A 24,936-nucleotide genomic window follows, 5' to 3' on the forward strand; every position below is an offset into this window, starting at 1 on the left:
GGTTCAGGAAATGATGATCATCGGCTGGTCGAACTCGACCGGCTGACCGTTCTCCACCAGGATCTCGGCGATGGTACCGCTCTTGTCGGCCTCGATCTGGTTCATCATCTTCATGGCTTCGACGATGCACACCACGTCGCCGGCTTTCACTGACTGCCCGACTTCCACGAAGGATTTCGCGGTTGGCGAGGGCGAGCGGTAGAAAGTGCCGACCATTGGCGATTTCACAGCATGGCCGGAAGGTTCCGCCGGCTTCGCGGGTTCGTCGGCGGCTGGCGCTGACGGCTGCGGTGAGGCGGGCTGGGGTGCTGGTGACGGATACTGTGCCATATACTGTGGCGCAGCCAGTTGTTCACGACGCCGGGAGATGCGAACAGAATCATCACCCTCGTGAATCTCCAGCTCCTCGACGTCGGATTCCTCCAGCAGTTCGATAAGTTTCTTGATCTTGCGAATGTCCATAGTCAGTCCGATCCCGTTTTAATCAGTTCTATCGATGAATTCGTTGCAGGGCGGCTTCGAGTGCAAGGTCGTACCCCAGGCTGCCCAGCCCGCAGATAACGCCATCGGCGATATCAGAAAAGTATGAGTGATGACGGAATGCTTCCCGCGCATGCACGTTGGAAAGATGGACCTCAATAAACGGTATGCCCGAGGCCAACATGGCGTCCCGCAGTGCAACACTGGTGTGGGTGAACGCCGCCGGGTTGAAGATGATGAAATCAACCCCTTCTGATCTGGCTTCATGTATCCGCTCAATCAGTTCATATTCCGCGTTTGACTGTAAATGTAGCAGGTGATGGCCATCTTCGGCGGCTTTCCGGTGCAAACGGTCGTCAATGTCCGCCAACGACTCGTGGCCGTACACCTCCGGCTCGCGGGTTCCCAGCGTGTTCAGGTTGGGGCCATGAAGTACGAGTATGGTCGACATGATTTCGTCTGCCTTGCTGACTTTTTACAGGATCGCCGAATTTAGCGACATTTTCCCTCAATGGTGCGTTCTTGAAGTCTTCAGATCAACACTTTTTGACAATTGGGTATGTGTCGAAAAGTATCTTACCCACGCAAAAGCAATCTTTGTCGTTTGCACGGTCATTGTCGTGAAGGGTGATCAGGAGTTCTATAAGACGTTGGTTTCATAGAACGGCCCCGAGAGTGGGGCGGGGCCGTTGCTGGGGAGAGCCAACCAGTGGCGGCTGGGTGTCAGTCGCCGGCGGCGGTCACACAGTTTCGGCCCTGGGCCTTGGCGCGATAGAGCGCCCTGTCCGCACGTTCGCAGATGGCCTGAGATGTATCGCCTTTCCAGGCGGCAACGCCGCAGCTGAAGGTGACGTTAAACTCTCGGTCACCAGCCGGTTGCAACAGCTCTGAGAAACGCTCACGGATCTCGTTCAGTACATTGCGGGCGTCACTCTCGCGGGTGGCCGGCAGTATAATGGCAAACTCCTCGCCGCCGTATCGGCCGATATGGTCGGTCTTGCGCAATCGTTGTTTCAGGAACATGGACAGGCTTCGCAGCACGCGGTCGCCAATGGGGTGGCCGAAGGTATCGTTCACCTTTTTGAAGTAGTCGATGTCGATCATTGCAAAGCACAGTTGCTGGTCTTTCTGCCGCGCCCGCACGATCTCCTGATCAAGCAGGTGCAGGGTATGGGTGTGATTGAACAGGCCGGTAAGGCTGTCGCGGATCATCAGCGCCAGCAGCGATCGGGCACGGCGGCCACGATTGTGTATCGTGGAGATCAGATGTTTCGGGTCAATCGGCTTGGTCAGGAAGTCATCGCCCCCAAGGCTCATGGCATGCAGCTGTTTGGTAACGTCTTCCTCCGCAGAAAGGTAAATGATCGGCACGCTGTGGAACCGGTCCTGTTGGCGGATCACCCGCGCGATCTCCATGCCGGTGCAGCCGGGCATGTACATGTCCAGAATGATGATCTCTGGCGAGAACGATTCCAGTGCATGAATGATTTCCATGGGGTCGGTGATGATGTGGGCATTCATGCCGGCCTTTTTCAGCACCGTCTCCATGAACTTGGCCTGGGCGCGAGAATCATCCAGCACCAGAACCTTGTAGGGCTCCACCGTATTGCCATGGGTGTAGGTTTCAATTTTTTCGATCAGCTGGCCGGGGTCAACTGCTGGGTAAAAGAATTCCTCGCCACCGCATCGGGACGCCCGCAGGCGGGTCTCTATGGTGCCGTCCTCATCGCTCATGAAGATGATGGGAATGGGAGTGTCGTGGCGTTCCTGAAGCCGTTCAATGGTGGCAATCCCGCTAAGGGGCTCGCCGCCGTAGTTAACATCCATCAGGATGGTTTCTGGTTTGTGGAGTGCACAGGCTTCGATCAGCTTGTCGGCGGTATTGAATGCCGACGCACGAAAGCCGAAAAACTCAAGCTGGCGGATCAGGCGGCTGGCCATTTCTTCACTGGCCAGAGCAATATAGACAGGCGTCCGTCGATATTGCTGGGGGGCCTCGCTGGCTTCCTGGTCGGTCCGTCTTGACGTGCAGTGAGACAGTTGCTCAATGGCATCCTGGAGTTTGCGACCCAGGCCTTCGGGGAGCATGCTGCCTTCCGGCCACTCACCAATCAGGTCAAACACCTGGCGCCCGGAATCGGCATGGCTTTCCATGTCGAAGCGCTTTGCGTAGCGAACCAGTTTGTCGGCTGCCCTGGCAAAATCGCCCTTGAAAGCGGCAGACTGGCCGGTGTCTTCGCGGATTTTTTGCCATGTATCCAGGACCACGCGTGCCTGGGTGGTGACACGGCGAGCGAAGTGCTGCCTGAGTTTGTCTTTCTGGCTTTCGTCGTTCATGGTGCTCCGGCCTGTGTTTTTCTCGTTCTGAACCGCCCGTTTCCGGTACAGACGGATACTCTCAACAGTAATCTTTTTGCAGAGTCTATAGTGTTTAGTGTTGTCGGCGTAGGTGACGCAGTGTAAATGTTTGTCAACTCTGCGGGACAGGTCACACCAGATGTCCGACAATCCTTGCTTCAGACAGGGGCTGCCAGTGATGGCATGGACGCAAAACGACAGACATATTTCTCGCCAACGGGGTGTAATCACCTTGCGCAGTCTGCTGCTGCTGTTTACCGGTGGCATGTTGCTACTCGTCCTGGTGGCGGCGGCCAGCGTCAGTTTTGACCGGTTCCGGGATTACATGTCGGGCCAGCTTCAGGGCCACGCCCGGGATGGCGCCACGGCCATCGGCCTTTCACTGTCCGGTGCCATTGACGGTCGCGACCCGGTGGCTTCATCGTCATTGATCGATGCGGTTTTCGACAGTGGCCGTTATCTCTCTGTGGTCTACGTCAATAATCAGGGTGAGGAAGTGGCTGGGCGGGAAACCTCATTGCGTGAGGTCGATGTGCCGGACTGGTTTATGGCGCTGGCGGATCTGCCCCTGTCGGCGGGCGAAGCGGAAGTGGTGCGTGGCTGGAGCCGGCTGGGCAAGGTGCGGGTCGTAAGCCACCCTGGCCGGGCCTACGAAGACCTGTGGGTGGTGACCGTCAGAATCGTGGCCGGTTCTGCCCTGATTGGTGGTCTTGGGCTGATCGGCCTGTTCTGGATGATGGCACGCCTGATGCGTCCGCTCAGGGCCGTTGAGACGCAGGCCAAGGCTTTGGGTAAACGGGACTTCAGGCGCCGGGTCGACATTACCTCCACGCGGGAATTGAACCAGGTCACCCACGCCATGAACCAGATGGCGGATGACCTTGGTCGACTCTTTGAAGGGCAGGCCAAACTGATCCAGCACCTGCGCAAGGTGAACAACGAAGACAGTCTGACCGGGCTTGCCAGCCGGCGGGCGTTCGAGCAGCGCCTGAAGGTTGAAGTGGAATCGGAAGAGCGATCCGCCCCCGGGGTGCTGTTTCTGATCCAGTTGGAAGAATTCGCCCAGTATAACCAGAGCTATGGTCGCGACGAGGCTGACCGTTTGCTGGTTCGTATAGCGGAGGCGCTGAATGGTTTTGTACGAGCGCACAGTGACTCCTTTGCCGGTTGCATGACGGGTGCCGGCTTTGCTGTCTTCCTGCCAAGCGTTTCACGTGCTGACGGCGTTATCTGGTGTCGCCAACTGGTCGAGGAGCTGGACGGTATCTACTCTGACCTCTCTGCGCCCATGGACGTTTCCGTTCACGCTGGCATTGCCCAGGCCGCCGAAACCGGTAAGGCGGACGATCTGATATCGGCGGCCGACGAAGCGCTCCGGCAGGCGCAGATGGAGGAGGGATCTGCCTGTCATGCGGCTGATCGCGACCGTCCTGAGCACCATGACAGTGAAAAATGGCGAGTCATGATTGGCGAAGCGATCGCTCGGGGACAGATGTCATTGTGGATGCAGCCCATGATCAGCAGTGGTGATGATGAAGTGCTGTTTCACCAGGTCTTTTCCCGGATGAAAACGGCGGACGGCTGGATCAAGGCCGGTATTTTTGTGCCCATGGCGGAACGGTTCGGCATGACCCCTGACATTGATCGCTGGGTGCTTGAACGTTCCCTGGCGCTTTTGCGTCTGGAGCCGGACACCCGTCTGGCATTAAGCCTGGGCATGGTTTCAGTGGCCAGCGAGGCATTTCGTAAGGAGCTCCTGGAACAGCTGTCCGCTGCGGGCAGCGAGCGCCGGCGAATGCAGATCGGCATTTCGGAGCAAGCTGTTCACCACCACCGTGCGGCGGTGGGACTCCTGGTGCGTGGGTTGAACCGGCTCAAGGTGCCGGTGATTGTCGACCGCTTCGGTGTAGGTGGGGTGCCCTTCAGTTACCTGAAGGATCTGAGGTTCCAGGCGCTACGTATTGATAACAGCTTTGTTCACGACATTGATAGCCATGACGACAACCGCTTCTACCTCGAATCCGTGACCACCATCGCCCACAGTCGAGGCGTTCGAGTCTACGTTACGGGTGTTGAAACGGCCCGTGAATATGCGGCACTTCAGGGTGTCGGTATTGATGGCGCAATGGGTTACCATCTGGGCCGGCCGTTTGAGACGGAGCACTAGTGTTTGGTCGCGGCCCCAGTGCCGCAAGAAACGTCGCAAATTGCATAAACGTTGCCGTTGCTTCATGGTATTCGCAGTGTGTAGACGGATAGCGTCCGGGATATAACGACAGACAGGGGAACTGAAAACCGATGCCAGGAAGAATCAGACAGTATTTCAGTGATCGCAAAGACGATGTTCGGGATTACACCGGTGGCGGGGTTGTCGGTAAATTTATACTGGCCGTCGTGGTTGTCTACCTGCTTGTTGCGATTGTGCTCGGCATGATTTGGAGTAGCGAGCCAGACGTGTTCTCGGTACGCGAACACACACGCACTGTGGCAGACGAAATGCAACGTGAACCCGTGGCCGGTTTCGCAACAACAGTAACCATGATCCGGGTTGCAGAGACTCTTCTCGATAAGCCCGGCGGCTATGTTTCCAATGACATATTCCCGCCGGGGCTTTGGCTCGACAATATGCCCAACTGGGAATACGGTGTGCTCGTTCAGCTTCGCGACCTGTCTCGCGCCATGCGCAAGGACATCAGCCGTTCCCAGAGCCAGTCTGCTGAGGACCCGGACCTGACGATTGCCGAGCCCCAGTTCCACTTTGACAGCGGCAGCTGGGCTATTCCGTCCACCGAGGCGGAATATCGGCGTGGCATCCAGGCGCTTCACAGCTACCTGGACCGCTTGTCGCGCCCGGATCAGCCCGATGCCCAGTTCTTCGCCAGGGCCGATAACCTGGCCAACTGGCTGGCAGATCTGGAAACCCGCCTGGGCAGTCTCTCACGCACGCTTGGTGAGAGCGTCGGTAAAGCGTCGGTGTCCGACGCTGTGTCCAACGTCAATCCTGGAGACCCGCTGTCGGAAGATGTCATGGGCGATGAGGTCAAGACTCCCTGGACGAAGATAGAACGACGTGTTCTACGAAGCGCGCGGCAGCGCCTGGGCCCTGTTGCACATCTTTCGCGCCATCGAAGTGGACTTCCGCAAGGTGCTTAACGATAAAAACGCTTTGGCCAGTGCCAAACAGATCATCATCGAACTGGAAGGTGCGCAGGGCGAAATGTGGAGCCCCGTGATCCTGAACGGCAGTGGCTTCGGTGTGCTCGCCAATCACTCATTGACCATGGCGGCGTACCTGTCCCGCGCCAGCGCTGCGATCAGCGACATGCGTGACCTGCTGACCCGAGGCTGATGCCGGTACAGCATCGCCGCATAAAAAAACCGGGCCACGCAGCCCGGTTTTTTTGTAATCGCCTGAAAGCTTCGCCGATCAGCCTTTGTAGGCTTTCACGGACGCTTCGATGGCCTTCTTGGCTTCGGCGGCATTAGCCCAACCCTGAACCTTGACCCATTTGCCCGGCTCCAGCGTCTTGTAGTTCTCGAAGAAGTGCTGGATTTGGTCACGGAGCAGTTGCGGAAGGTCTTCCACGTCTTTCACGTCGGTATAGCTCTTGGTGAGCTTGTCGTGGGGTACGGCAACCAGTTTGGCGTCACCACCGGCTTCGTCTTCCATGTTGAGCACGCCAACCGGGCGGCAGCGAATCACGGAACCGGCCTGAACCGGGTACGGGGTCACCACCAGCACGTCAATCGGGTCACCGTCGTCAGCCAGGGTGTGGGGAATGAAGCCGTAGTTGGCCGGGTAGAACATTGGCGTAGCCATGAAGCGGTCTACCAGCAGGGCGCCCATGTCCTTATCCAGCTCATACTTCACCGGGGAACTGTTGGACGGGATTTCGATGGCCACGTAGATGTCTTCCGGCGGGTTCTTGCCAGCAGGGATATGGTCGAAGTTCATGATCGATCCTTTCTGAAGTGCGTTTAACTGCGATTAAAAAGTGGGCGCAATTATACGGGACAATGGTGTGGATCGAAACTAAACGTTGGTATCGCCTTACCGCTACAATTGCATCTGTTTGGCAATCAATTCCTTCATGATCTCATCGGTACCGCCACCAATCGACAGGATCTTCCCGTCCCGGTAAAGGCGCTCTACGACGGATTCACGCATATACCCCATGCCGCCGTGGATCTGAACGGCTTCGCGGGTGACTTTCTCGCACACCTCCACCGCAAAGTTTTTCGCCATGGCAACCTGCTTAATGGGGTTTTTACCTGCCTGCATCAGTGCGGCGCAGCGATAGGTGTACTCCCGCGCCACATCCACCTGGGTGGCCATGTCGACCAGTTTGTGACGGGTGACCTGGAATTTGTTCACAGGACGACCGAACGCCTCCCGCTGGCCGGCCCAGGCTATCGAGGCCTCGAGGGCGATTTCGGCCGTCATGTAGGCCATGATGGACAAGCTGAGGCGTTCAAACAGAAAATTGCTCATGATCGCGATAAAGCCCGCATTCTCGGCACCGATCAGTCGGTTGGCAGGCACCCGGCAATCCTCGAAAAACAGTTCTGCCGTATCGCTGGCCCACCAGCCCATTTTCTTGAGCTTTTTGCCGGTGGAAAAGCCGGGCATATCGCGGTCAATCAACAACAGGCTGATGCCACCATGGCCCTCGCCACCGGTGCGTACCGCAACGGTGTAATGATCGGCACGCATGCCGCTGGTGATAAAGGTTTTGCTGCCGTTGACGATGTAGTCATCGCCGTCCCTGACGGCCCGGGTTTTGATATTGGCAACGTCGGACCCGCCGCCGGGCTCGGTGACTGCTAGCGCGGCAATCTTCTCGCCTCGCAGCACCGGAGGCACAATCGCTTCTTTTACCTCCTGCTGCGCCCACTTCGCCACCGGCGGCAGGCCGATATCCAGCGACCCCAGCCCGGCCACCAGGCCGCCGGACGTGGAGCGCATCAGTTCTTCGGAGACGGCGACTTTCATGAAAATATCGCCTTCACCAATGCCGCCAAGACTCTCCGGAAAACCGACCCCAAGCAGCCCGGCATCCCCAGCGGTCTTATAGAGCTCCCGGGGGAACTCGCCAGCTTCCTCCCAGTCGTCTATGTAGGGCAGCACATGAGTGGCAACGAACTTGCGGGCACTCTGGCGAACTTGTTCGTGGGTATCGTTGAAATAATCAGACACGGAAAGCCTCCCTCAATAGGAAATCATGAGAGCAGTCTCACGCAAAAAAAGGAACCAAGCAAGCGCTTGGTTATCAGAGGGCCCGAAAAGAGCCCAGACCGTGGAGAGACAGGGACATCAGGGGACGTCAAAAACAAGGATGTTTTTGTCGAGCGTACACGGACGTATTAACAGCGTGCCCCTGATGTCCCTGTCTCTTCACGGTCTCCTCCGTAGTCAGCCGTCCTGGCGGGAAATGCTTTTTACTCCGTCTTCAGTACCCAGTAACAACAAATCCGCAGGCCGTCGAGCAAACAGGCCATTGGTCACAATGCCCACAATATTGTTCAACTGCTCTTCCACCTGAAGCGGGCGGGAAATATCCAGATTGTGGATGTCCAGGATGATATTGCCGTTGTCGGTGGTGAAACCCTCGCGATAAACCGGGTCGCCGCCGAGCTTGACGATTTCGCGGCCAACGTGGCTGCGAGCCATGGGTACCACTTCCACCGGAAGCGGAAACGCGCCCAGAATATCCACCTTCTTGGACCCATCGGCAATGCAGATAAACGTCTTGGCCACCGCCGCTACGATCTTCTCACGGGTCAGGGCGCCGCCGCCCCCCTTGATCAGCTCCATGCGTTCATTGGTTTCATCGGCCCCATCCACGTAGAACTCAAGTGGCCCGGCACTGTTGAGGTCGTACACCGGAATACCATGGCTTTTCAGGCGTTCTGCCGTGGCATCGGAACTGGCAACGGCGCCATCGAAATCGGTGCGGATATCCGCCAGCAGATCAATGAAACAGTTGGCCGTACTGCCGGTACCCACGCCGATAACGCTCTCCTGATCCAGGTGCGGCCTGATATGGTCCAGTGCGGCCTTGGCGACGGCTTTCTTCAGTTCGTCCTGATTCATCGATCGACTCCGGTTTTACAGGAAAGTGTGGTTAAAGCCGCCATTATAGCCCGTCTGTGGGGCGAGCTTATAGACGGAACCCCGGCAAAGTTTCTACACTGTCCGTTTTCCCAACGACAATCCAACTCCGGACGGACCCATGCCGCAACGCTACATAAAGAAAATCCTCGATGCTCGTGTTTACGACGTGGCCATCGAGACCCCGCTGACCGAGGCTCGTAGCCTCTCAAAGCGCTTTGGCAACAACATTCTGCTCAAGCGCGAAGACCTTCAGCCGGTGTTTTCTTTCAAGATTCGTGGCGCCTACAACCGGATTGCGCAGCTCTCTGAAGAGCAGAAAGCCAAGGGCGTGATTTGTGCTTCCGCGGGTAACCATGCCCAGGGCGTGGCCCTGGCTTCCAAGAACCTGGGTATCAAGGCGGTCATCGTCATGCCTCAGACCACGCCAGAGATCAAAGTGCGGTCTGTGCGTGATCACGGCGCCAAAGTGGTTCTCAAGGGCGACGCTTTTGACGAGGCCGCAGCCCATGCTCAGGAGCTGATCGCGAAGCACGGCTACACCTACATCCCGCCCTATGACGACCCGGACGTCATCGCCGGGCAGGGCACCGTGGCCATGGAAATCATGTGGCAGTTCAGCAAACCCATTCATGCCATCTTTATCTGCGTTGGCGGCGGCGGACTGATTGCCGGCATGGCGGCTTACATCAAATACCTGCGCCCGGAAATCAAGGTGATCGGTGTTGAGCCCGAGGATTCCAACTGCCTGCAGGCGGCCATGAAGGCTGGCAAACGGGTGGTATTGGACGAAGTGGGCATCTTTGCAGATGGCGTGGCCGTCAAGCAGATCGGCAAATACCCCTGGGAGATCTGCAAGGATCACGTAGACGAGGTGATCACCGTCTCCACCGACGAAATCTGCGCCGCCATCAAGGACGTGTTCGAAGACACCCGCTCCATCGCCGAACCGGCCGGTGCGCTCGGCGTGGCTGGGATCAAGAAGTACATTGAGCGCGAGCAGATCGAGAATGAAAACTTGGTGGCCACCCTTAGTGGGGCCAACATGAACTTCGATCGTCTGCGCTATATCTCGGAGCGCACGGAAATCGGTGAAAAGCGCGAGGCCATCCTGGCGGTGACCATCCCGGAGAAACCGGGGGCCTTCAAGACCTTCATCAACGCCCTGCACAAACGCAGCATCACCGAGTTCAATTACCGCTACGCCGATGCCACCAATGCGACCATCTTCGTGGGCATCCAGATTGCGGCTGGAGGTCATGGCCGTGAAGATCTTATCCAGGATCTGCGGGAAACAGGATATTCCGTCATAGACCTGACTGAGAGTGATCTGGCGAAGCAGCACATTCGCCATATGGTGGGTGGTCACGCTCCGACCATCACCAATGAGAAGGTCTTCCAGTTCGAGTTTCCGGAGCGCCCGGGCGCCTTGCTGAAGTTCCTGATGTCACTGGGAACCCGCTGGAACATCTCCATGTTCCACTACCGCAACCACGGTGCGGCCTATAGCCGTGTTTTGCTGGGAGCCCAAGTGGAAGAAGACGAAGTGAAAGACTTCGAGAATATGCTCGGCAAGGTCGGCTTCCGCTACGAAAACATGACTGACAATGAGGCTTATCAGTTGTTTTTGGGAGCCGGGAACAACAAGTCTTCTTAAATTGCAGCGAGAACCGGGGAGGAAGCTCCCTCCCCGGTTCGGCAAACTTCGGGGTGGCTTACAAAAATTTAATCTGTGAAAAATTGTAAAACGCAGGATAGGTGTTAGTCTTTCGTCTAATTCTTGAAAACAAGAATAGTCAACTGATTTAGATCGATTTTACTATTTAAGACACCGGAGAATCCCCTCATGGGCCGCAAGCCTGACATTATCCGGACGGTCGTGCTGATTTTCGCCGTTGGCCTTGTTATTACTGGCTTCACATCGCTTCAGGCCTCTGACGATGAGCCTACGGCCTCCGATAGCAAAGCCTTTACAGTGTCCGCCGTTCGAGACTAAACCTTACCGAAAGCTCTTCGACCTCATTCGGTAACGCTCTCTGTCAGTCACCACACTGTGCAGAGGGATATCCCAGGGTTCCAGCGGTAACTCCGATACCTTCTGACAGTCATGGGCCAGCCCGATCAGCTTGGGAGCCAGTCGTGGCCGGATTCGCGTAAACGCAAAAGTGCGATCGTAGAAGCCGCCGCCCATGCCCAGCCGACCACCGAAACCATCAAATCCCACTAGCGGAAACAGCACTGCATCCAGCGCCCATGGTGGCCGCTCCAGTCCCTTGTGGAACGGCGGCTCCGGAATGCCAAAGCGGTTGGCTGTCAGCTCGGTGCCATCGGTAAAAGGGCTGAAAACCAGTCTGCCGCGGTGAACCGGGTGCAGCACGGGCAAATAAAAGCGTACCCCCCGTCTGCGGGCAACATGAACGTACACCTGGGGATCAATTTCACCGTCGTTGGGCAGGTATACGGCAACGTGGCGGGCCCTGAAAAGGTCGGGATGTTTCAACAGGTTCAGCGCAAGTTGATCGGCGGCGACCTGTTGTTCTTCCACGGACAGCGAGCGGCGCTTCTTCCGAAGGGCTTTGCGAAGATTGCTTCGGGATTGCGAGTCAGGGCGTTCTTCAAAGGGCTGGGGTGAGACAACGTTGGTCAACATAAAGCTTTTTCTACCATCGGGTTGCCCCTGTTGTACAGAAAAATGTCGTCTGTTGCCGTTCGCTGGTGATGTCGGTGGAGCGGGCCGGTAGGCTACAATTGGCCCTTCAAATTTTTCGTTCAACAGCAGGTCGACCCATGAACCATGATGCATTAACGAGTGTCCTCGAATCAGACGGCGAAGCACGATACGACTATTTCCTGAGTCAGGTCGGGGAGGAGCGTGAAATCTGGATTCTGGTGAATGCGGAGAATCGTTTCCTCAAGATCGTGTCTGAAGATGGCGATGTGGAGTACCTGCCGGTGTGGCCCAGTGAGGCATTCGCGGTGGAGTATGGTAAGGGGTCCGACGATCTCACGCCTAAGCGTATTCCGTTGCCGGATTTTTTCAGGAAATGGGTGCCGGGTCTGACGAAAGATGGTCTGGACGTTGGGGTGCTGCCCGGTGTGGATGAAACCCTTTGGATAACCGAGCCGGAAGAGCTGAAACGCGACCTGCAGGATGAATTGTCGAGTTTCTGAGAGCCTTGGTTGAAAGTAAAGCTTCCCGGGCTGCCGTTATCGGATGTGGCCCTTGAACCCAGAGTTCAAGGTCGGTGGCCGCTGTGACATATTAGGCTTTCCCCATACGGGGACGTGCTCACAATGCCCTGAAGTAGCCACCTGGGTAGTGCGCATCGGCTCGAGGACGAATCCGACCAGCGAACAGCCCAGGAAGTTAGATTCATTATACGGGCATTGCCGGGGCTGATTGCAACACCTGAATCGGATTCCTGCGCAAAGACTAGTTACCGGTGCCTTCGCCCAAAGCGGTATCGAGCTTTTCATCCATGGCGTTGAGAATTGAACTGGCGGTGTCCGACATGGTGTCCCGCTCTAGCATTTCATTGGTGATGTTGAGAGCTGCCATCACGGCGATACGTTCGGTACCGAATACCTTGCCGCTGGCGCGTATTTCCCGCATTTTGGTGTCCAGGTGCCTGGCGGAGCGGAGAAGGGCTTCCTGCTCTTCCTGCGGGCAGGCGACCAGGTATTCCTTGTCGAGAATCTTGACTTCGACGGTTGTCGGCTGCTGTGGCATCAGTGGTGCTCCAGGGCCCGGAGGCGGCCTATCATGGCTTCGATCTTGTTTTTGGCAAGATCATTCTTGTGCATGAGCTGCGCCCGCTCACGGTTCCAGTCGTCCTGCAGCTCGCGCAGCATCGCGTTGTCACGTTCCAGTTTGCGACAGTGATCGATCAATCTGTCGAGTTTGTCCGCCAGTGCCTGTAGTTCGGACTGTTCCATGAGTCGTCCAACGCCTGTATCAAAGAAGTGAACTAACTATAAGTGTGGACTGCAAGTTGGTCAATTTACAGGGATGTCATGGCCTCCGTTGCGTGATGTCCGTCACTCTGGGGCCACGTGCCCCAGCCCCTGTTTTCGGCTGCCCCGCCAGGCCTGGAGCGCCGGAATCAGTCCCACGAGCAATGCTGCCAGAGGGACGCTGGCGATGATCGACCATTCCGTTGCATTCAGCGGCCGCAGGCCTACCTGAACGCCCCACGTATCCAGTAGCCAGGGGCTAAGAGCCGCGATGCCGGCCGCTCCGGCCAGTATCGCGAGCCCACAGGCCGCGATGGCCAGCAGAATGCATTCGATAACGTGCAATGCCGCGATGAGCGCCGGCGAAGCTCCGGTAGCCCTGAGAATCGCCGCTTCCTGCCGGCGCTGTGCTTGCAGAGTCAGTAACACGGCCACGAGCCCGACCAGGCTGGTGACCACCACAAAGCCGGTGATGCCCAGCAAGGCTTTTTCGAACTGACCCATGATTCGCCAGAGTTCGCTGAGCGCCACCCCAGGGAGAATCGCCGACAACGGTTCGAGCTGCGATTCGTTGATCTGGCGCTGAACCTGAAAAGTCAGCACCTTGCGGTCGATGCCCACGAATGCGGCGGTAATCGCGTCCGGTGTGAGGTCCCTCTGCCTGGCCTGTTCGGGCGTGACGGTTCGCCCGGGGATGGCAACACCGGATTCCCAGCCAATATGGATGGCTTCGAGGCCCTCCAGGCTGACGTAAACTGCCTGGTCCACCGGTGTGCCAGTGGGAGCGAGGATGCCAGTGACCGTAAACGGAGTGTCCTTGTGGTTGGAGAAGCTGGTCTTGCCGCCACCATGGGACAGGACAACCCTGTCGCCAGTCTGGTGAGCGTGCTTGCGGGCTACTTCGGCCCCCAACACCACGTCGAAGACATCGGCGAACCATTCTCCCTCGGCCAATGCGGGTTTCTGGTCCCGACCGTAGCGGAAATGTTCCGGGAACTGCTCGTTGGTGCCGACAACCCGGTGCCCCCGGTAACTGTCGCCCAGGGAAATGGGCACCAGCCAGCCAATGCGCTCATCCTCCTGCAGTTTCTCGTAGGTACTCCAGCGGATGTTATTGGTGGCGTCACCGATGTGAAAGACCGTGTACAGCAGCAGGTTCAGCTGACCGCTGCGAGCGCCCACGATCAGGTCGGTGCCGGAGATGGTGCTGGTAAAGGACTGCTTCACTTCGGTGCGAAGGTACTGAACGCCCAGAAGCAGGGTGATGCTGAGCGTCAGGGTCAGGGTTACCAGCGCCAGTACCCTGCGCCGATACCAGAGGCTTGCCATGGCCAGAGACAGTGCCAGCCGCAGGTTCATGGGGTCACCTCCAGGGCCAGTTGGTGGTTAAAGCGTTGGGCCAGGCTCTTGTCGTGACTGACAAAGACAACGGATGAGTGTTTTTCCGCCGCCAGCCCCAGCAACAACTCGATAAAGCGGTCCCGGTTGTCGCTGTCCAGGGCCGAGGTGGGCTCGTCGGCGAGGATCAGTTCCGGGGCGCCGGTCAGTGCCCGGGCGGCGGCTACTCGCTGTTGTTGCCCGACGCTGAGGGTGGTAACACGCCGGTGCCAATGGCTCTGGGGGATGCCCAGGGCAGTCAGCAGGGATTTCGCTTCTGCCTCCGGCGAAGACAAGGCCCGCGCTCGGCGTTTCCGTGAAAGCTTGCAGGGCAGTGTGACGTTGTCCAGCGTGCTCAGGTAGGGCACCAGGTTGAACTGCTGGAAGATAACGCCCATGTGGTCGGCCCTGAATCGGTCGCGTTGGCCGCTGGTCAGGCCTGCCAGGTCTGTGCCCAGTAATTCCAGGCGACCGGTGTCCGGCACGATCAGGCCTCCCATCAGGCTCAGGAGTGTGCTCTTACCGCTACCGCTGGGGCCTCGGAGGAAAAGGTGTTCACCGCTGTTCAGTGTCACGTCGGGATAGCGGATGCCCGGCTGGGTCCGGTCCCAGCGAAAAGCGAGTTCGCTGATGCGGAGGGTTTGCCGTGGGGTTACGGAACTCTCTGAGGTTACGGAACTATCTTTGTGCAAGTCTGTCTTGCCGGTCATGTCAGGCATTGGTCATCCGGTGTATGATCCCTGAATCGTTACAGGAGACGTCAGTTTTATGTCAGAACCTCTGGAATCCCGCTCGCGGCAACGCTCCTTGTTTGCCACCCTGTTCATGGTGGCGCTGGTCGCGGCCTTCAGTCTTTCAACCGCCGTTCGTGCAAAAGACGCCTCGCAAGAGATCGACTGGCTGGAACTGATGCCAGAGGAGGATCTCAACCTACTCGAGAATATGCCAGAAGTCTCCCACGAGGGTGACGGCCCTGCCACATTACCGGACGAGATCATGACAGGCCGTGTGGTGCCTGAAATGGATGGCCGGTCGGGCCGGATTCCGGGTTTCGTCGTGCCGCTGAAAACCACACAGGATATGCGCATTCTGGAGTTTTTCCTGGTGCCATACTACGGCGCCTGCATACACGTGCCACCCCCGCCACCCAACCAGATCATCCATGTGAAGTACAAGAAGGGCTTCAAGCTGGAAGCGCTCTACGATCCGGTGTGGATTGAGGGCACCCTGAAGATCGAGAAGACCGAGAACGACATTGCCTCGTCCTCCTACTCCATCGTGGCGGAGGACGTCTCACCCTACGAGGAGTAATGTCTTTGCAGGGCATTCATGGGTCAGTTGTTGACAGTAAATGCCCGGTTTGAGGGTGTCAGCCGGGCACTACCCTGGCCAGAGGGGCTGACCCATTCGACGGTGAGCTCCTCCATGCCCTCGAACCTCTCCATCAGTGCCGATGTAAATTCCTGATCGGCGTCGATGTGGTTGCATGCCAGTTGCTGGGATACGTCGTATTCCCGATGAGTGGCTTCCCCATGATGTTCTTCGTCATGATGTCCTTCGTCGTGATGTTCGGCCTCGTGATGATCGTGCTCGTCGTGGCCGTGATGAGTCTCCCCACCATGGTTTTCGTCTTCCCCGCCGAGTTCCACGGCTGCGGCTGTCACGCGGCAGTCGGCCGCTGCGGTGTTGACCAGCGGCGTGGTTTCCAGCCAGCGGGTAATGTCCGCCAACCGGCTTTTTTCCGCCTCTGTGCGGGCGCCATGCTCGAACCCGGCGAGGTTGTAGGCCGGGGAATTGAGCATCAGGTCAATACGGTTTTCTTCCACCGCCATCTGCAATCGGGCATGGCCGTGCTCGTGGGCGCCGGGATTGTCGGCGGCCAGCGCCATCGGTGCCAGGCTGCAGGCGGCGACCATACATCCAAGTGTATGCAGCGAGCGTGGACGGTTGGGGGGTAAGCGTTTAGCGGACATGGCAGGCGGCTCTCCTTGAAATTGATATGTTATAACATAATTTACTCTTTCCCGGTCCGGAATCAAGAGGGCAAGTGTCTTAAATGCGCCTGAATGCTAGGATAGGGCCTTCACTCATTCATACAGGACCGTCCCGTTTCATGTCCGAAACCGACACCTCCAACGCCCGCGCCGTCGCCTTTGAGCGCTGGGCAAATATGTTCACCGCTCACAAGGCTTTCAGTCATCCATCAGAGCTCCATGGCGTGCTTTGTGGCCGGCTTGCTGCTGGCGCTCGTATCAGTGAAGAGGAATGGCTGTCCATGGTGTGTGAGCACATGGGCCTGCCCCAGGCTGCGACCGACGAATCGGACGAACTGCGGGAATTTATGGCCTCGGCCTATAGCCAGACGCTTGAGCTGTTGAAGGCTACCGATATGAGTTTTCAGCCCTTGCTGCCGGACGATGATTACGCCATCGAACAGCGACTGGAAGCGCTCACCTCCTGGGTGCGTGGTTTCCTGGAGGGCATGGCGCTGTCCGCTGGTCAGGCACTGGGTGAGGCGCCGGATGAGATTCGCGAACTCATTGAAGATCTGGTGGCGATCAGTCAGGTGGCCGATGATGACGAGCCGGACGATGAAAGCGAACAACAATTGATGGAAATCGTCGAATATGTACGGCTGGGGGCGCTAGCGGTGTTTACTGAGTTCAATCCGCCGGAAAAGCCGTCACCCAATACCCCGACTTTGCACTGAACAACGCTGATACCCGTGGGAGACTTCATGGCTTCACTGATACCCGTCAAGGAATTCAACGATCGCCGGCACCGGCTGATGGAAAGAATGGCGCCGGATAGCATTGCCATCCTGCCGGCCGCCCCCGAACGGGTGCGTAACCGGGATGTCCTGCATCCGTTTCGTCAGGACAGTGACTTTCACTATCTGACCGGATTTGGCGAGCCGGAAGCAGTCCTGGTGCTGATCCCCGGCCGGGAGCATGGTGAGTCCGTACTCTTCTGTAAGGAACGAAATCCGGAAAAGGAGCTTTGGGATGGCTTCCTGGCAGGCCCCGAGGGTGCCATCGAGACCTTCGGCCTGGACGATGCCTTTCCCATTGCCGACATTGACGACATCCTGCCCGGCATGATCGAAGGCCGCAGCCGGGTGTACTACCCACTGGGCAAAGATCATAACTTTGATGCCAAGGTGATGGACTGGGTCAAGTTGATCCGCAGCAAGGTTCGCTCAGGTGCTCATCCGCCCGGCGAGTTCGTAGCCTTGGAACACTTGCTCCACGACCTGCGCCTGTACAAGAGCGCAGCGGAAATCAGGGTGATGGCAAGGGCCAGCGAGATCAGTTGTGAGGCCCACAAGCGGGCAATGAAGCGGGCCGGCAAAGGTGTCTTTGAGTACGCCCTGGAAGCTGAACTGATTCACACCTTTATGGAAAACGGTGCCCGCTCCACGGCCTATCCGTCGATTGTGGGGGGCGGCCAGAATGCCTGTATCCTCCACTACATCGAAAACAGCGCCCCGTTGAACGAGGGCGACCTGGTGCTTATCGATGCGGGTTGTGAACTGGAATGCTATGCCTCCGATATTACCCGTACCTTCCCAGTCAGCGGTACATTCAGTGATGAGCAGCGGGCCCTGTACGAGGTGGTGTTGGCGGCCCAGTACGCGGCCATTGAGGAAGTCCGTCCCGGAAATCACTGGGACCACCCCCACCAGGCCGCACTGAAAGTGCTTACCCAGGGCTTGATCGATCTTGGCCTGCTCAAGGATACGACGGTAGAGCAGGCCATCGAGGAGCAGGCGTTCAAGCCGTTCTTTATGCACCGTACCGGCCATTGGCTTGGTATGGATGTGCATGATGTCGGGGACTACAAGGTGGGCGATGCGTGGCGCGAACTGGAGCCGGGCATGGCACTGACCGTGGAGCCCGGGCTATATGTGGCGCCGGACAACTCCAGCGTGGATGCGAAATGGCGTGGTATCGGCATTCGCATCGAGGATGACGTGGTGGTGACGAAAGAGGGCTGTCGGGTACTCACCGAGGCGGTCCCCAAGACCATTCCCGAGATTGAAGCGCTGATGGCCGACTGACCGTGAACCAGCACGATACCGATATCATCATCGCCGGTGGTGGGCTGGCAGGAGCCACCCTGGCATTGGCGCTGGCGAAAACCTTGCCGCAATTGCGGGTGACCGTGGTAGAGGCGTTTCCGTTGTCTCCGGACGCCCTGCCTGACAGTTACCAGCCCAGCTACGATGCCCGCTCCACAGCGCTGGCCTGGGGCTCAAGGTTGATCTTTGAAGAACTGGGCCTGTGGCAACGGCTTTCCGAGCATGCCACGCCCATTCGCCATATTCATGTATCGGATCGTGGGCATTTCGGGGCCACGCGCCTGAACGCCGCCGAGCACCAACAGGAGGCTCTGGGCTATGTCGCGGACAACCGCTGGATGGGGCTGTGCCTGATGCGGGAACTGCTGCAGACGCATGTGGTCTGGGAAGCACCGGCGGAAGTGACAGCCATGCAGCCGCTATCGGAGGGTGTTCGCGTTACCCTGGGCGCCGACACGGGAGATCGGGAACTGACCGCGCAGTGTCTGGTGGTGGCTGACGGCGGCCGTTCCGGCCTGCGTGAAACACTGGGCTTCCGGGTCAATGAACAGGCGTATGATCAGCATGCCCTGATCGCCAATGTCTCCACCTCCCATAGTCATGAGTTTACCGCGTTTGAACGTTTCACCGATGCTGGCCCCATGGCGTTGTTGCCTCACGGCTCGCCAGCGCGCGCCGGCACAAACGCCGCCCTGGTATGGACGTTGAGTAGTAAGGCTCTTGATGAACTGCTGTCATTGGGCGATGACGACAAGTGCCAGCGACTGCAGCATCGTTTTGGCTGGCGCCTGGGGCGTTTCACCCGAATCGGGGAATGCAGCCACTACCCGCTGACCCTGAAAACCGTGGATGAGGCAGTTCGCCCCGGTGTGGTATTGGTAGGCAATGCGGCGCACACGCTTCATCCGGTTGCCGGTCAGGGCTTCAACCTTGCTTTGAGGGGGCTGATGGCGCTGGTGGAGCAGTTCTGTGTGGCTGTCGAGCAGCAGCAACCCCTGGGCAGCCTGGGCGTGCTTAACGCCTATCAGGCACGTCATCGTCGGGACTGGCAACAGACAGTGCGGTTTTCCGACTCACTGATCCAGCTCTTCGGCAATCATCTGCCCCTGGTAACCACGGCCCGCGACGCCGGCCTGATGGGGCTGGACCTGCTACCCGGCGCCAAGCGCTGGTTTGCTCGTCAGGCCATGGGGCTGGGTGGGCGCCGGGCCGAGCTTCGTGCTACTGACAACGCTTTCTCGGAACGCAATGACCATGAGTGAGCAACCGCAATTCGATATCCTGGTGGTTGGCGGCGGCATGGTGGGCTCGGCCCTTGCGCTGGGTTTGTCTCGGCAGGGCTGGAACGTAGGGCTGGTGGAAGGTGCCGACCGAAAGGCCTTGATGCAGGACCCCGAAGAAGCGCTATCTGTGGAAGATTTCGATCCCCGCGTGAGCGCCATTTCGGTCGCCAGCCAGCGGCTGCTGGAACAATTGGGGGTATGGCCGGACATAACCGCTGGTCGCCACTGTCCCTACCAGACGATGACGGTGTGGGATGGCGATGGCACCGGCCGCATCCAGTTCGAAGCGGCAGAGCTCCGCGCCCCGGCGCTGGGTACGATCATTGAGAACCGCCGAATTGTACGGGCACTGTTTGATGCCCTGACTGACAGCGCGGTGACCCTGATTGATGGGGTCAGGGTGAGTGGCTGGTGGCAGGACGGGCACACGCGAGGCATCCACCTGGAAGACGGCCAGACCTTCGGCGCCAGACTTGTAGTGGCGGCGGACGGTGCCCACTCCCGATTGCGCCAGTGGGTGGGGCTACCGACCCGCGAGTGGGATTACGGCCAGCAGGCCATCGTATGCACCGTTCGAACGGCCCAGAGCCACCGTTATACGGCCTGGCAACGGTTCTCGCCCACAGGGCCTCTGGCTTTCCTGCCACTGTTGTCAGAGTCCGGCGATGAGCATTTTTGTTCTATTGTATGGTCACAGGATACCGAAGAGGCACGGCGTCTGATGGGGCTGGATGACCACGCCTTCAAAGCGGAGCTGGAACGGGCGATAGAGCGTGAACTGGGCGCAGTGGACCTGGTCTCGCGTCGCTACGCGTTTCCTTTGCGTCAACGCCACGCCAAGGAATACATCGCCCCTGGCTTTGCGCTGGTGGGCGATGCCGCTCATACCATTCATCCCCTGGCCGGCCAGGGGGCGAATCTGGGTTATGGGGATGTTCGTGCGTTGCTGGATGAACTTGCCAGTGCCCGGAGCAAAGGCATTGATCCAGACAACGAGCTTGTTCTGGCTCGCTACCAGCGCCGTCGCAAGGGTGAGAACCTCGCGATGATGGCGGCCATGGAAGGTTTCAAGCAACTGTTTGGCCGTGATGAGTTGACCCTGCGTTGGCTGCGCAACACCGGCATGCGCTGGCTGAACCGGCTTGGGCCGATCAAGAACCGTATTGCGGCCGAGGCCATGGGGCTGGATGCCTGAGTATGGTTTTCAGGGCGCACCATAAACATCGTTGAACCAAAAGGAATTCGTTATGGCTGCCAGCAGTCTCCTCGTATTGATTGATGACATCGCCACGGTTCTGGACGATGTGGCGTTGATGACCAAGGCGGCCACCAAGAAAACCGCTGGCGTGCTGGGGGATGACCTCGCGCTCAATGCCCAGCAGGTAACCGGTGTGAAACCCGCGAGGGAACTGCCGGTGGTCTGGGCGGTGGCGAAGGGCTCGATGCTCAACAAGGCCATCCTGGTTCCGGGGGCTCTCGCCATCAGCTTCTTTGTGCCCTGGTTGGTGATTCCCCTGCTGATGCTGGGTGGCGCCTTTCTCTGCTTTGAGGGGTTTGAAAAAATCGCTCACCGGTTCCTTCACAGGCAGGAAGATGAACAGCACAAGGAAGAACTTCGCAACGCCCTCAAAAATCCCGACGCCGATCTGAAAGCGGTTGAGCAAGACAAGATCAAAGGGGCGATCCGCACAGACTTTATCCTGTCGGCCGAAATCATAGCGATCACCCTGGGAACGGTCAGTAGTCAGAGCATCGGAATGCAGTTCATGGTGCTGACGGTCGTCGCCGTAATGATCACCATCGGTGTCTATGGCCTGGTAGCCGGCATTGTGAAACTGGACGATGGCGGTCTGTACCTCAGCCAGAAAGAAAGCCCATTCGCCAGGCGGGTTGGGGAAGGCATCCTCTGGTTTGCTCCCTGGATGATGAAAGCCTTGTCAGTGCTGGGCACCATCGCCATGTTCCTGGTGGGTGGCGGCATTCTCACCCATGGACTGCCACCGGTGTATGAGGCCATTCATCACTTTGTCGAAGGTTTTGGTAGTGTCGCCCAGGCCGTTATTCCGGTGCTTGCGGACGGCCTTTTCGGCGTTGTAGCGGGGGCTTTGCTGGTAGCGGTGATCACACCACTGACAAAACTCTGGAAGGCGCGTTCGGCCTGAGCTAAACGCAGGCGTCGAACAGGCGGCTGACCAGCACAGGCACGGCGGTCTCCACCCGGAGGATACGGTTGCCAAGGTGTACCGCTTCGCAGCCCGCCTCGGTCAGCTTGTCGACTTCATACGGTATGAACCCACCTTCCGGGCCAACGCACAGGGTGGCGGGTTCGTTGATGTGTGCCGGGCAGGGCGTGCTGGTGCCGGGGTGGGCCACCAGAGCACGGGTATTTCTCAGCAGGGCCGGCAATTCATCTTCCACGAACGGCTTGAACAGCTTGCGGACGTGCAGCCGGGGCAGGTGGGTGTCCCGCGCCTGCTCCAGGCCGAGTACCATGTTTTCCCGCAGATTGTCGTCCGACAGCCACGGCGTTTGCCAGAAGCTTTTCTCCACCTTGTAGGCATTGATCAGCCAGATATCCTTGACGCCAAGGGTTGCGCAGGTCTGAAGTACACGGCGGAACATCTTTGGCCGTGGCATGGCCAGGATCAGCGTCAAGGGCAGTGGGGCTGGCGGTGGTGTGGTTAATTCCACCTGGAGTACGGCCTCGGTATCGTTAAGCCTGACCACGCGACCCGTGCCAATATCGCCGTCCACCAGGCCCACAGGTACCAGGTCGCCTTCCGCAACCTTCAGCACTGAATGCAGGTGTGCCAGCCGGCGGCCCGTGAGCACGGCTGTGTCCGTTGCCACGAAATCATCCTGGAACAGCAGCGCCAGGTTCATTCGTTGGAGGCGTCCGTTGCATCAGGGGCTTCCACCTCGCGCCTGGCGAGCCGACCAAACAGAATGCCAAGTTCAAACAACAGCCACATGGGCACCGCCAGCAGGGTCTGGGAGATGATGTCCGGTGGGGTCAGCAACATGCCGATTACGAAGCAGCCCACCACGATGTACGGGCGCTTCGCAGCGAGGTCTTCGGGCGTGGTGGCGCCAGTGAGAATCAGCAGTATGGTGGCGATGGGAATTTCGAAGGCAACCCCGAAAGCGAAGAACATCTTCAGTACGAAATTGAGGTAGCTGCTGATATCCGGCAACTCCACAATGCCTTCCGGGCCGATGGCGGTGAAGAATCCGAACACCAGCGGGAAGACTACGTAATAGGCAAATGCCGCCCCCAGATAGAACAGGACGACCGACGTAAACAGTAAGGGGAACGCCAGTTTCTTCTCATGGGCATACAGGCCCGGCGCAATAAAACTCCAGAGCTGGTAGAGGATCACCGGAATGGCCACGAACACAGCTAGCACCAGGGCCAGTTTCAATGGCGCGAAGAACGGCGAGGTGATGTCCGTTGCGATCATGGTCTGGCCGACTGGCAGCAGGTCCCGCAAGGGTTGCGATATCAGCAGGTAGAGCTCGTTGGCAAACGGGTAGATGGCGGCAAAACAGATGATCACCGCCAGCACCATTTTCAGCAGGCGGTTGCGCAGCTCCAGCAAATGCTCGATCAGTGGCATTTCCGGCTGTGCATCTTCGGGGCGTTGGGCGTTTTTGCCGTCGGGCTGGGTGGTCATGAACGGTTATCCGGCGTGCTTTCCTGTTGTTTCGGGGTGCTATCGGCCGAATGGTCGTGCCTGCTGTCATCCTCTCGTGGAGGATCATCGGGGGCCAGAGAGGCATGTCCGGAACCGTTGGCTGAGGTTGGGTCCTCCTCCGGCTCCAGCATGGGTTCCGTTTCAGGCTCTGACTGTTCGGCAGTCCGCCGGGTTGCGGGCGCGGGCCGATGTTTGGACTTCCCGTCGTCGGACAGAACCATGTGCTCGTACTTCTTGGCCTCGTCCAGGGCGCCGCGCACCGACTTCTGGACATCTTCCAGGCCGACGTCGCCGGCCTGGCGCAGTTCTTCGCGAAGCTCTTCCGCCTTCAGCTGACGGTCGAGTTCCGAGGAAAACTGGCTCACCATGCGGCGGGCACCCCCTATCCAGCGCCCGGCTGCCCGGGCCGCTGTAGGCAGCCGTTCAGGGCCGAGAACCAGTAGCGCAATGACGCCGCAGATCAGCAGCTCGACAAAGCCGATATCAAACATTCAGCCCGTCTCAGCTGTGGGACTTGTCCCGTGGCTTTTCTTCGGCGTGGGCTTCATGAGCCTTCACGTCGGACTCTTCTTCGATGGCGTCCGGGTCATCGTCCTTCTTGTCGTCTTCGTTCATGGATTTTTTGAACCCACGAATGGCACCGCCCAGATCTCCGCCGATATTACGGAGCTTTTTGGTTCCAAATAACAGAATAACAATGCCAAGTACGATTAGGAGTTGCCAGATACTGATGCCCATGCCGGGACCCTCGTCTTAAGGTTTCTGTTACGATTGATTGTACGCCACTTCGGGGTGCTTCCGGAAACCCTCTTCAGGGCTCCCCGGATCACTGATCCCGGGAGGCTTTTTCTTCAAGGCCAGACAGGTCAAATCGGCTGGCGAGCTCGTCGATGACGTCCTTGGGGCCAAGGCCAAGCCGGGACAGCATCACCATGCTGTGAAACCAGAGGTCGGCGGTTTCATAAACCACGTCCCGGGTTTCACCGGAGTGCTCCGCGTCCTTGGCGGCCAACAACGTCTCGGTGCACTCTTCCCCTACCTTTTCCAGGATCTTGTTGAGCCCCTTCTGGTGCAGGCTGGCGACATAGGAGGTTTCCGGATCGGCCTCCTTGCGGGCTTCCAACACCTGGGCCAACTGCTCAAGAATGTCACTCATGGTTGCTACCTCCCTGTTTGTCACCGTAAATAGCGCCGGGATCCCGCAGAACCGGATCCACGCTCGCCCATTGCCCGCCTTCCAGTTTGCGATAGAAGCAGCTTCGTCGCCCGGTGTGGCAGGCGATACCGCCTTTCTGCTCAACCTTCAGAAGAATCACGTCTTCATCGCAGTCCAGCCGGATTTCCGAGATCACCTGTTGGTGCCCGGAGGTTTCCCCTTTGCGCCACAACTTGCCGCGGGAACGGGACCAATATACGGCCTGGCCTTCTTCAGCGGTCAGCCGGAGCGACTCTGCGTTCATCCAGGCCATCATCAGGATGTCGCCGGTAGCGGCGTCCTGGGCAATGGCAGGTACCAGCCCATCCGCATTCCAGCGGATTTCCTCTAACCAGTCAGGCGCCCCGACTCTAGCGTTTGATTCTTGCATTTCAGATGAC

General features: G+C 58.3%; 28 protein-coding genes, 1 other RNA gene and 1 pseudogene. 11 read left to right on the forward strand and 19 right to left on the reverse strand.

Annotated elements, in window-relative coordinates; all coding sequences use genetic code 11:
- Nucleotides 1-3: 3 nt before the first annotated feature.
- The 3 genes from accB to R1T46_RS06930 form a co-directional block, all read right to left on the reverse strand.
- Nucleotides 4-462, reverse strand: coding sequence for an acetyl-CoA carboxylase biotin carboxyl carrier protein (gene accB, locus R1T46_RS06920; protein WP_317307806.1), 459 nt, complete (start codon nucleotides 460-462; stop codon nucleotides 4-6).
- Between the two features lie 28 nt (nucleotides 463-490).
- Complete coding sequence (aroQ, locus tag R1T46_RS06925) at nucleotides 491-931, reverse strand: type II 3-dehydroquinate dehydratase (RefSeq protein WP_317307807.1); 441 nt, start codon at nucleotides 929-931, stop codon at nucleotides 491-493.
- Between the two features lie 272 nt (nucleotides 932-1,203).
- Nucleotides 1,204-2,817: a diguanylate cyclase gene (locus tag R1T46_RS06930; protein WP_317307808.1), complete on the reverse strand. Its 1,614-nt coding sequence runs from the start codon at nucleotides 2,815-2,817 to the stop codon at nucleotides 1,204-1,206.
- A 199-nt stretch (nucleotides 2,818-3,016) separates the two neighbouring features.
- On the opposite strand from R1T46_RS06930, the gene R1T46_RS06935 reads away from it, so the two are divergent.
- Entirely contained in the window at nucleotides 3,017-5,005 is a 1,989-nt protein-coding gene (locus R1T46_RS06935; RefSeq protein ID WP_317307809.1) for a GGDEF domain-containing protein, read from the forward strand.
- Nucleotides 5,006-5,136: 131 nt separating this feature from the next.
- A pseudogene (locus R1T46_RS06940) lies at nucleotides 5,137-6,187 on the forward strand (DUF2333 family protein).
- A gap of 78 nt (nucleotides 6,188-6,265) precedes the next feature.
- Here the strand turns inward: R1T46_RS06940 and ppa are convergent.
- From ppa to rpiA, 3 genes are all read right to left on the reverse strand, one after another.
- On the reverse strand, nucleotides 6,266-6,793 hold the full coding sequence (gene ppa / locus R1T46_RS06945) for an inorganic diphosphatase (RefSeq protein WP_036210530.1): 528 nt from the start codon (nucleotides 6,791-6,793) through the stop codon (nucleotides 6,266-6,268).
- Between the two features lie 102 nt (nucleotides 6,794-6,895).
- Nucleotides 6,896-8,035, reverse strand: a complete 1,140-nt coding sequence (locus R1T46_RS06950; RefSeq protein ID WP_317307810.1) for an acyl-CoA dehydrogenase family protein — start codon at nucleotides 8,033-8,035, stop codon at nucleotides 6,896-6,898.
- 216 nt (nucleotides 8,036-8,251) lie between these two features.
- A complete protein-coding gene (gene rpiA, locus R1T46_RS06955) occupies nucleotides 8,252-8,932 on the reverse strand; it encodes a ribose-5-phosphate isomerase RpiA (RefSeq protein WP_317307811.1) in 681 nt (226 codons plus the stop codon).
- A 139-nt stretch (nucleotides 8,933-9,071) separates the two neighbouring features.
- On the opposite strand from rpiA, the gene ilvA reads away from it, so the two are divergent.
- Complete coding sequence (ilvA, locus tag R1T46_RS06960) at nucleotides 9,072-10,607, forward strand: threonine ammonia-lyase, biosynthetic (RefSeq protein ID WP_317307812.1); 1,536 nt, start codon at nucleotides 9,072-9,074, stop codon at nucleotides 10,605-10,607.
- 189 nt (nucleotides 10,608-10,796) lie between these two features.
- The gene (locus R1T46_RS06965; protein WP_317307813.1) at nucleotides 10,797-10,946 is read left to right on the forward strand and encodes a hypothetical protein; all 150 of its coding nucleotides are present in this window, start codon (nucleotides 10,797-10,799) and stop codon (nucleotides 10,944-10,946) included.
- A 3-nt stretch (nucleotides 10,947-10,949) separates the two neighbouring features.
- On the opposite strand, the gene R1T46_RS06970 is transcribed toward R1T46_RS06965, so the two are convergent.
- Nucleotides 10,950-11,600: a 5-formyltetrahydrofolate cyclo-ligase gene (locus tag R1T46_RS06970; protein ID WP_317307814.1), complete on the reverse strand. Its 651-nt coding sequence runs from the start codon at nucleotides 11,598-11,600 to the stop codon at nucleotides 10,950-10,952.
- 137 nt (nucleotides 11,601-11,737) lie between these two features.
- On the opposite strand from R1T46_RS06970, the gene R1T46_RS06975 reads away from it, so the two are divergent.
- Nucleotides 11,738-12,121 (forward strand): DUF2750 domain-containing protein, encoded by a 384-nt coding sequence (locus tag R1T46_RS06975; RefSeq protein ID WP_317307815.1) that lies wholly within the window; start codon nucleotides 11,738-11,740, stop codon nucleotides 12,119-12,121.
- Nucleotides 12,122-12,139: 18 nt separating this feature from the next.
- Here R1T46_RS06975 and ssrS read toward each other — a convergent pair.
- From ssrS to R1T46_RS07000, 5 genes are all read right to left on the reverse strand, one after another.
- Nucleotides 12,140-12,319, reverse strand: a non-coding RNA gene (gene ssrS / locus R1T46_RS06980) — 6S RNA.
- 64 nt (nucleotides 12,320-12,383) lie between these two features.
- Nucleotides 12,384-12,680 (reverse strand): cell division protein ZapA, encoded by a 297-nt coding sequence (locus R1T46_RS06985; protein WP_007153201.1) that lies wholly within the window; start codon nucleotides 12,678-12,680, stop codon nucleotides 12,384-12,386.
- A complete protein-coding gene (locus R1T46_RS06990; protein WP_317307816.1) occupies nucleotides 12,680-12,886 on the reverse strand; it encodes a TIGR02449 family protein in 207 nt (68 codons plus the stop codon). Before R1T46_RS06990 ends, R1T46_RS06985 begins: the two co-directional genes overlap by 1 nt.
- A 102-nt stretch (nucleotides 12,887-12,988) precedes the next feature.
- The gene (locus tag R1T46_RS06995; RefSeq protein WP_317307817.1) at nucleotides 12,989-14,263 is read right to left on the reverse strand and encodes an ABC transporter permease; all 1,275 of its coding nucleotides are present in this window, start codon (nucleotides 14,261-14,263) and stop codon (nucleotides 12,989-12,991) included.
- Nucleotides 14,260-15,000 (reverse strand): ABC transporter ATP-binding protein, encoded by a 741-nt coding sequence (locus R1T46_RS07000; RefSeq protein ID WP_317307818.1) that lies wholly within the window; start codon nucleotides 14,998-15,000, stop codon nucleotides 14,260-14,262. Before R1T46_RS07000 ends, R1T46_RS06995 begins: the two co-directional genes overlap by 4 nt.
- Before the next feature lie 49 nt (nucleotides 15,001-15,049).
- On the opposite strand from R1T46_RS07000, the gene R1T46_RS07005 reads away from it, so the two are divergent.
- Entirely contained in the window at nucleotides 15,050-15,592 is a 543-nt protein-coding gene (locus R1T46_RS07005; RefSeq protein WP_407070149.1) for a DUF3299 domain-containing protein, read from the forward strand.
- A 23-nt stretch (nucleotides 15,593-15,615) separates the two neighbouring features.
- Here R1T46_RS07005 and R1T46_RS07010 read toward each other — a convergent pair whose 3' ends face one another.
- Nucleotides 15,616-16,254 (reverse strand): ZrgA family zinc uptake protein, encoded by a 639-nt coding sequence (locus R1T46_RS07010; protein ID WP_317307819.1) that lies wholly within the window; start codon nucleotides 16,252-16,254, stop codon nucleotides 15,616-15,618.
- Between the two features lie 140 nt (nucleotides 16,255-16,394).
- Between R1T46_RS07010 and R1T46_RS07015 the strand changes: the two genes are divergently transcribed.
- From R1T46_RS07015 to R1T46_RS07035, 5 genes are read left to right on the forward strand one after another with little or no spacing between them, the layout of a single operon-like run.
- Complete coding sequence (locus R1T46_RS07015) at nucleotides 16,395-16,991, forward strand: UPF0149 family protein (protein WP_317307820.1); 597 nt, start codon at nucleotides 16,395-16,397, stop codon at nucleotides 16,989-16,991.
- Between the two features lie 27 nt (nucleotides 16,992-17,018).
- Nucleotides 17,019-18,341 (forward strand): Xaa-Pro aminopeptidase, encoded by a 1,323-nt coding sequence (pepP, locus tag R1T46_RS07020; protein WP_317307821.1) that lies wholly within the window; start codon nucleotides 17,019-17,021, stop codon nucleotides 18,339-18,341.
- Between the two features lie 2 nt (nucleotides 18,342-18,343).
- Nucleotides 18,344-19,624, forward strand: coding sequence for a 2-octaprenyl-6-methoxyphenyl hydroxylase (gene ubiH, locus R1T46_RS07025; RefSeq protein ID WP_317307822.1), 1,281 nt, complete (start codon nucleotides 18,344-18,346; stop codon nucleotides 19,622-19,624).
- Nucleotides 19,617-20,840 (forward strand): UbiH/UbiF/VisC/COQ6 family ubiquinone biosynthesis hydroxylase, encoded by a 1,224-nt coding sequence (locus R1T46_RS07030; protein WP_317307823.1) that lies wholly within the window; start codon nucleotides 19,617-19,619, stop codon nucleotides 20,838-20,840. The genes ubiH and R1T46_RS07030 overlap by 8 nt, the downstream gene beginning before the upstream one ends.
- Nucleotides 20,841-20,892: 52 nt before the next feature.
- The gene (locus R1T46_RS07035) at nucleotides 20,893-21,807 is read left to right on the forward strand and encodes a DUF808 domain-containing protein (protein WP_317307824.1); all 915 of its coding nucleotides are present in this window, start codon (nucleotides 20,893-20,895) and stop codon (nucleotides 21,805-21,807) included.
- Between the two features lies 1 nt (nucleotide 21,808).
- Here R1T46_RS07035 and R1T46_RS07040 read toward each other — a convergent pair whose 3' ends face one another.
- The 6 genes from R1T46_RS07040 to hisI form a co-directional block, all read right to left on the reverse strand.
- A complete protein-coding gene (locus R1T46_RS07040; RefSeq protein ID WP_036210496.1) occupies nucleotides 21,809-22,528 on the reverse strand; it encodes a 16S rRNA (uracil(1498)-N(3))-methyltransferase in 720 nt (239 codons plus the stop codon).
- Nucleotides 22,525-23,319: a twin-arginine translocase subunit TatC gene (gene tatC / locus R1T46_RS07045; protein ID WP_036210493.1), complete on the reverse strand. Its 795-nt coding sequence runs from the start codon at nucleotides 23,317-23,319 to the stop codon at nucleotides 22,525-22,527. The genes R1T46_RS07040 and tatC overlap by 4 nt, the downstream gene beginning before the upstream one ends.
- On the reverse strand, nucleotides 23,316-23,831 hold the full coding sequence (tatB, locus tag R1T46_RS07050) for a Sec-independent protein translocase protein TatB (protein WP_317307825.1): 516 nt from the start codon (nucleotides 23,829-23,831) through the stop codon (nucleotides 23,316-23,318). The genes tatC and tatB overlap by 4 nt, the downstream gene beginning before the upstream one ends.
- A gap of 10 nt (nucleotides 23,832-23,841) precedes the next feature.
- Entirely contained in the window at nucleotides 23,842-24,078 is a 237-nt protein-coding gene (tatA, locus tag R1T46_RS07055; protein WP_036210488.1) for a twin-arginine translocase TatA/TatE family subunit, read from the reverse strand.
- 88 nt (nucleotides 24,079-24,166) lie between these two features.
- The gene (locus R1T46_RS07060; protein WP_036210485.1) at nucleotides 24,167-24,496 is read right to left on the reverse strand and encodes a phosphoribosyl-ATP diphosphatase; all 330 of its coding nucleotides are present in this window, start codon (nucleotides 24,494-24,496) and stop codon (nucleotides 24,167-24,169) included.
- Nucleotides 24,489-24,926 carry a phosphoribosyl-AMP cyclohydrolase gene (gene hisI, locus R1T46_RS07065; RefSeq protein WP_036210482.1) on the reverse strand — a complete coding sequence of 146 codons (438 nt, stop codon included), beginning with the start codon at nucleotides 24,924-24,926 and terminating at the stop codon, nucleotides 24,489-24,491. The genes R1T46_RS07060 and hisI overlap by 8 nt, the downstream gene beginning before the upstream one ends.
- Between the last annotated feature and the right edge of the window lie 10 nt (nucleotides 24,927-24,936).

The organism is Marinobacter salarius (assembly GCF_032922745.1).
Classification (GTDB): Bacteria; Pseudomonadota; Gammaproteobacteria; order Pseudomonadales; family Oleiphilaceae; genus Marinobacter.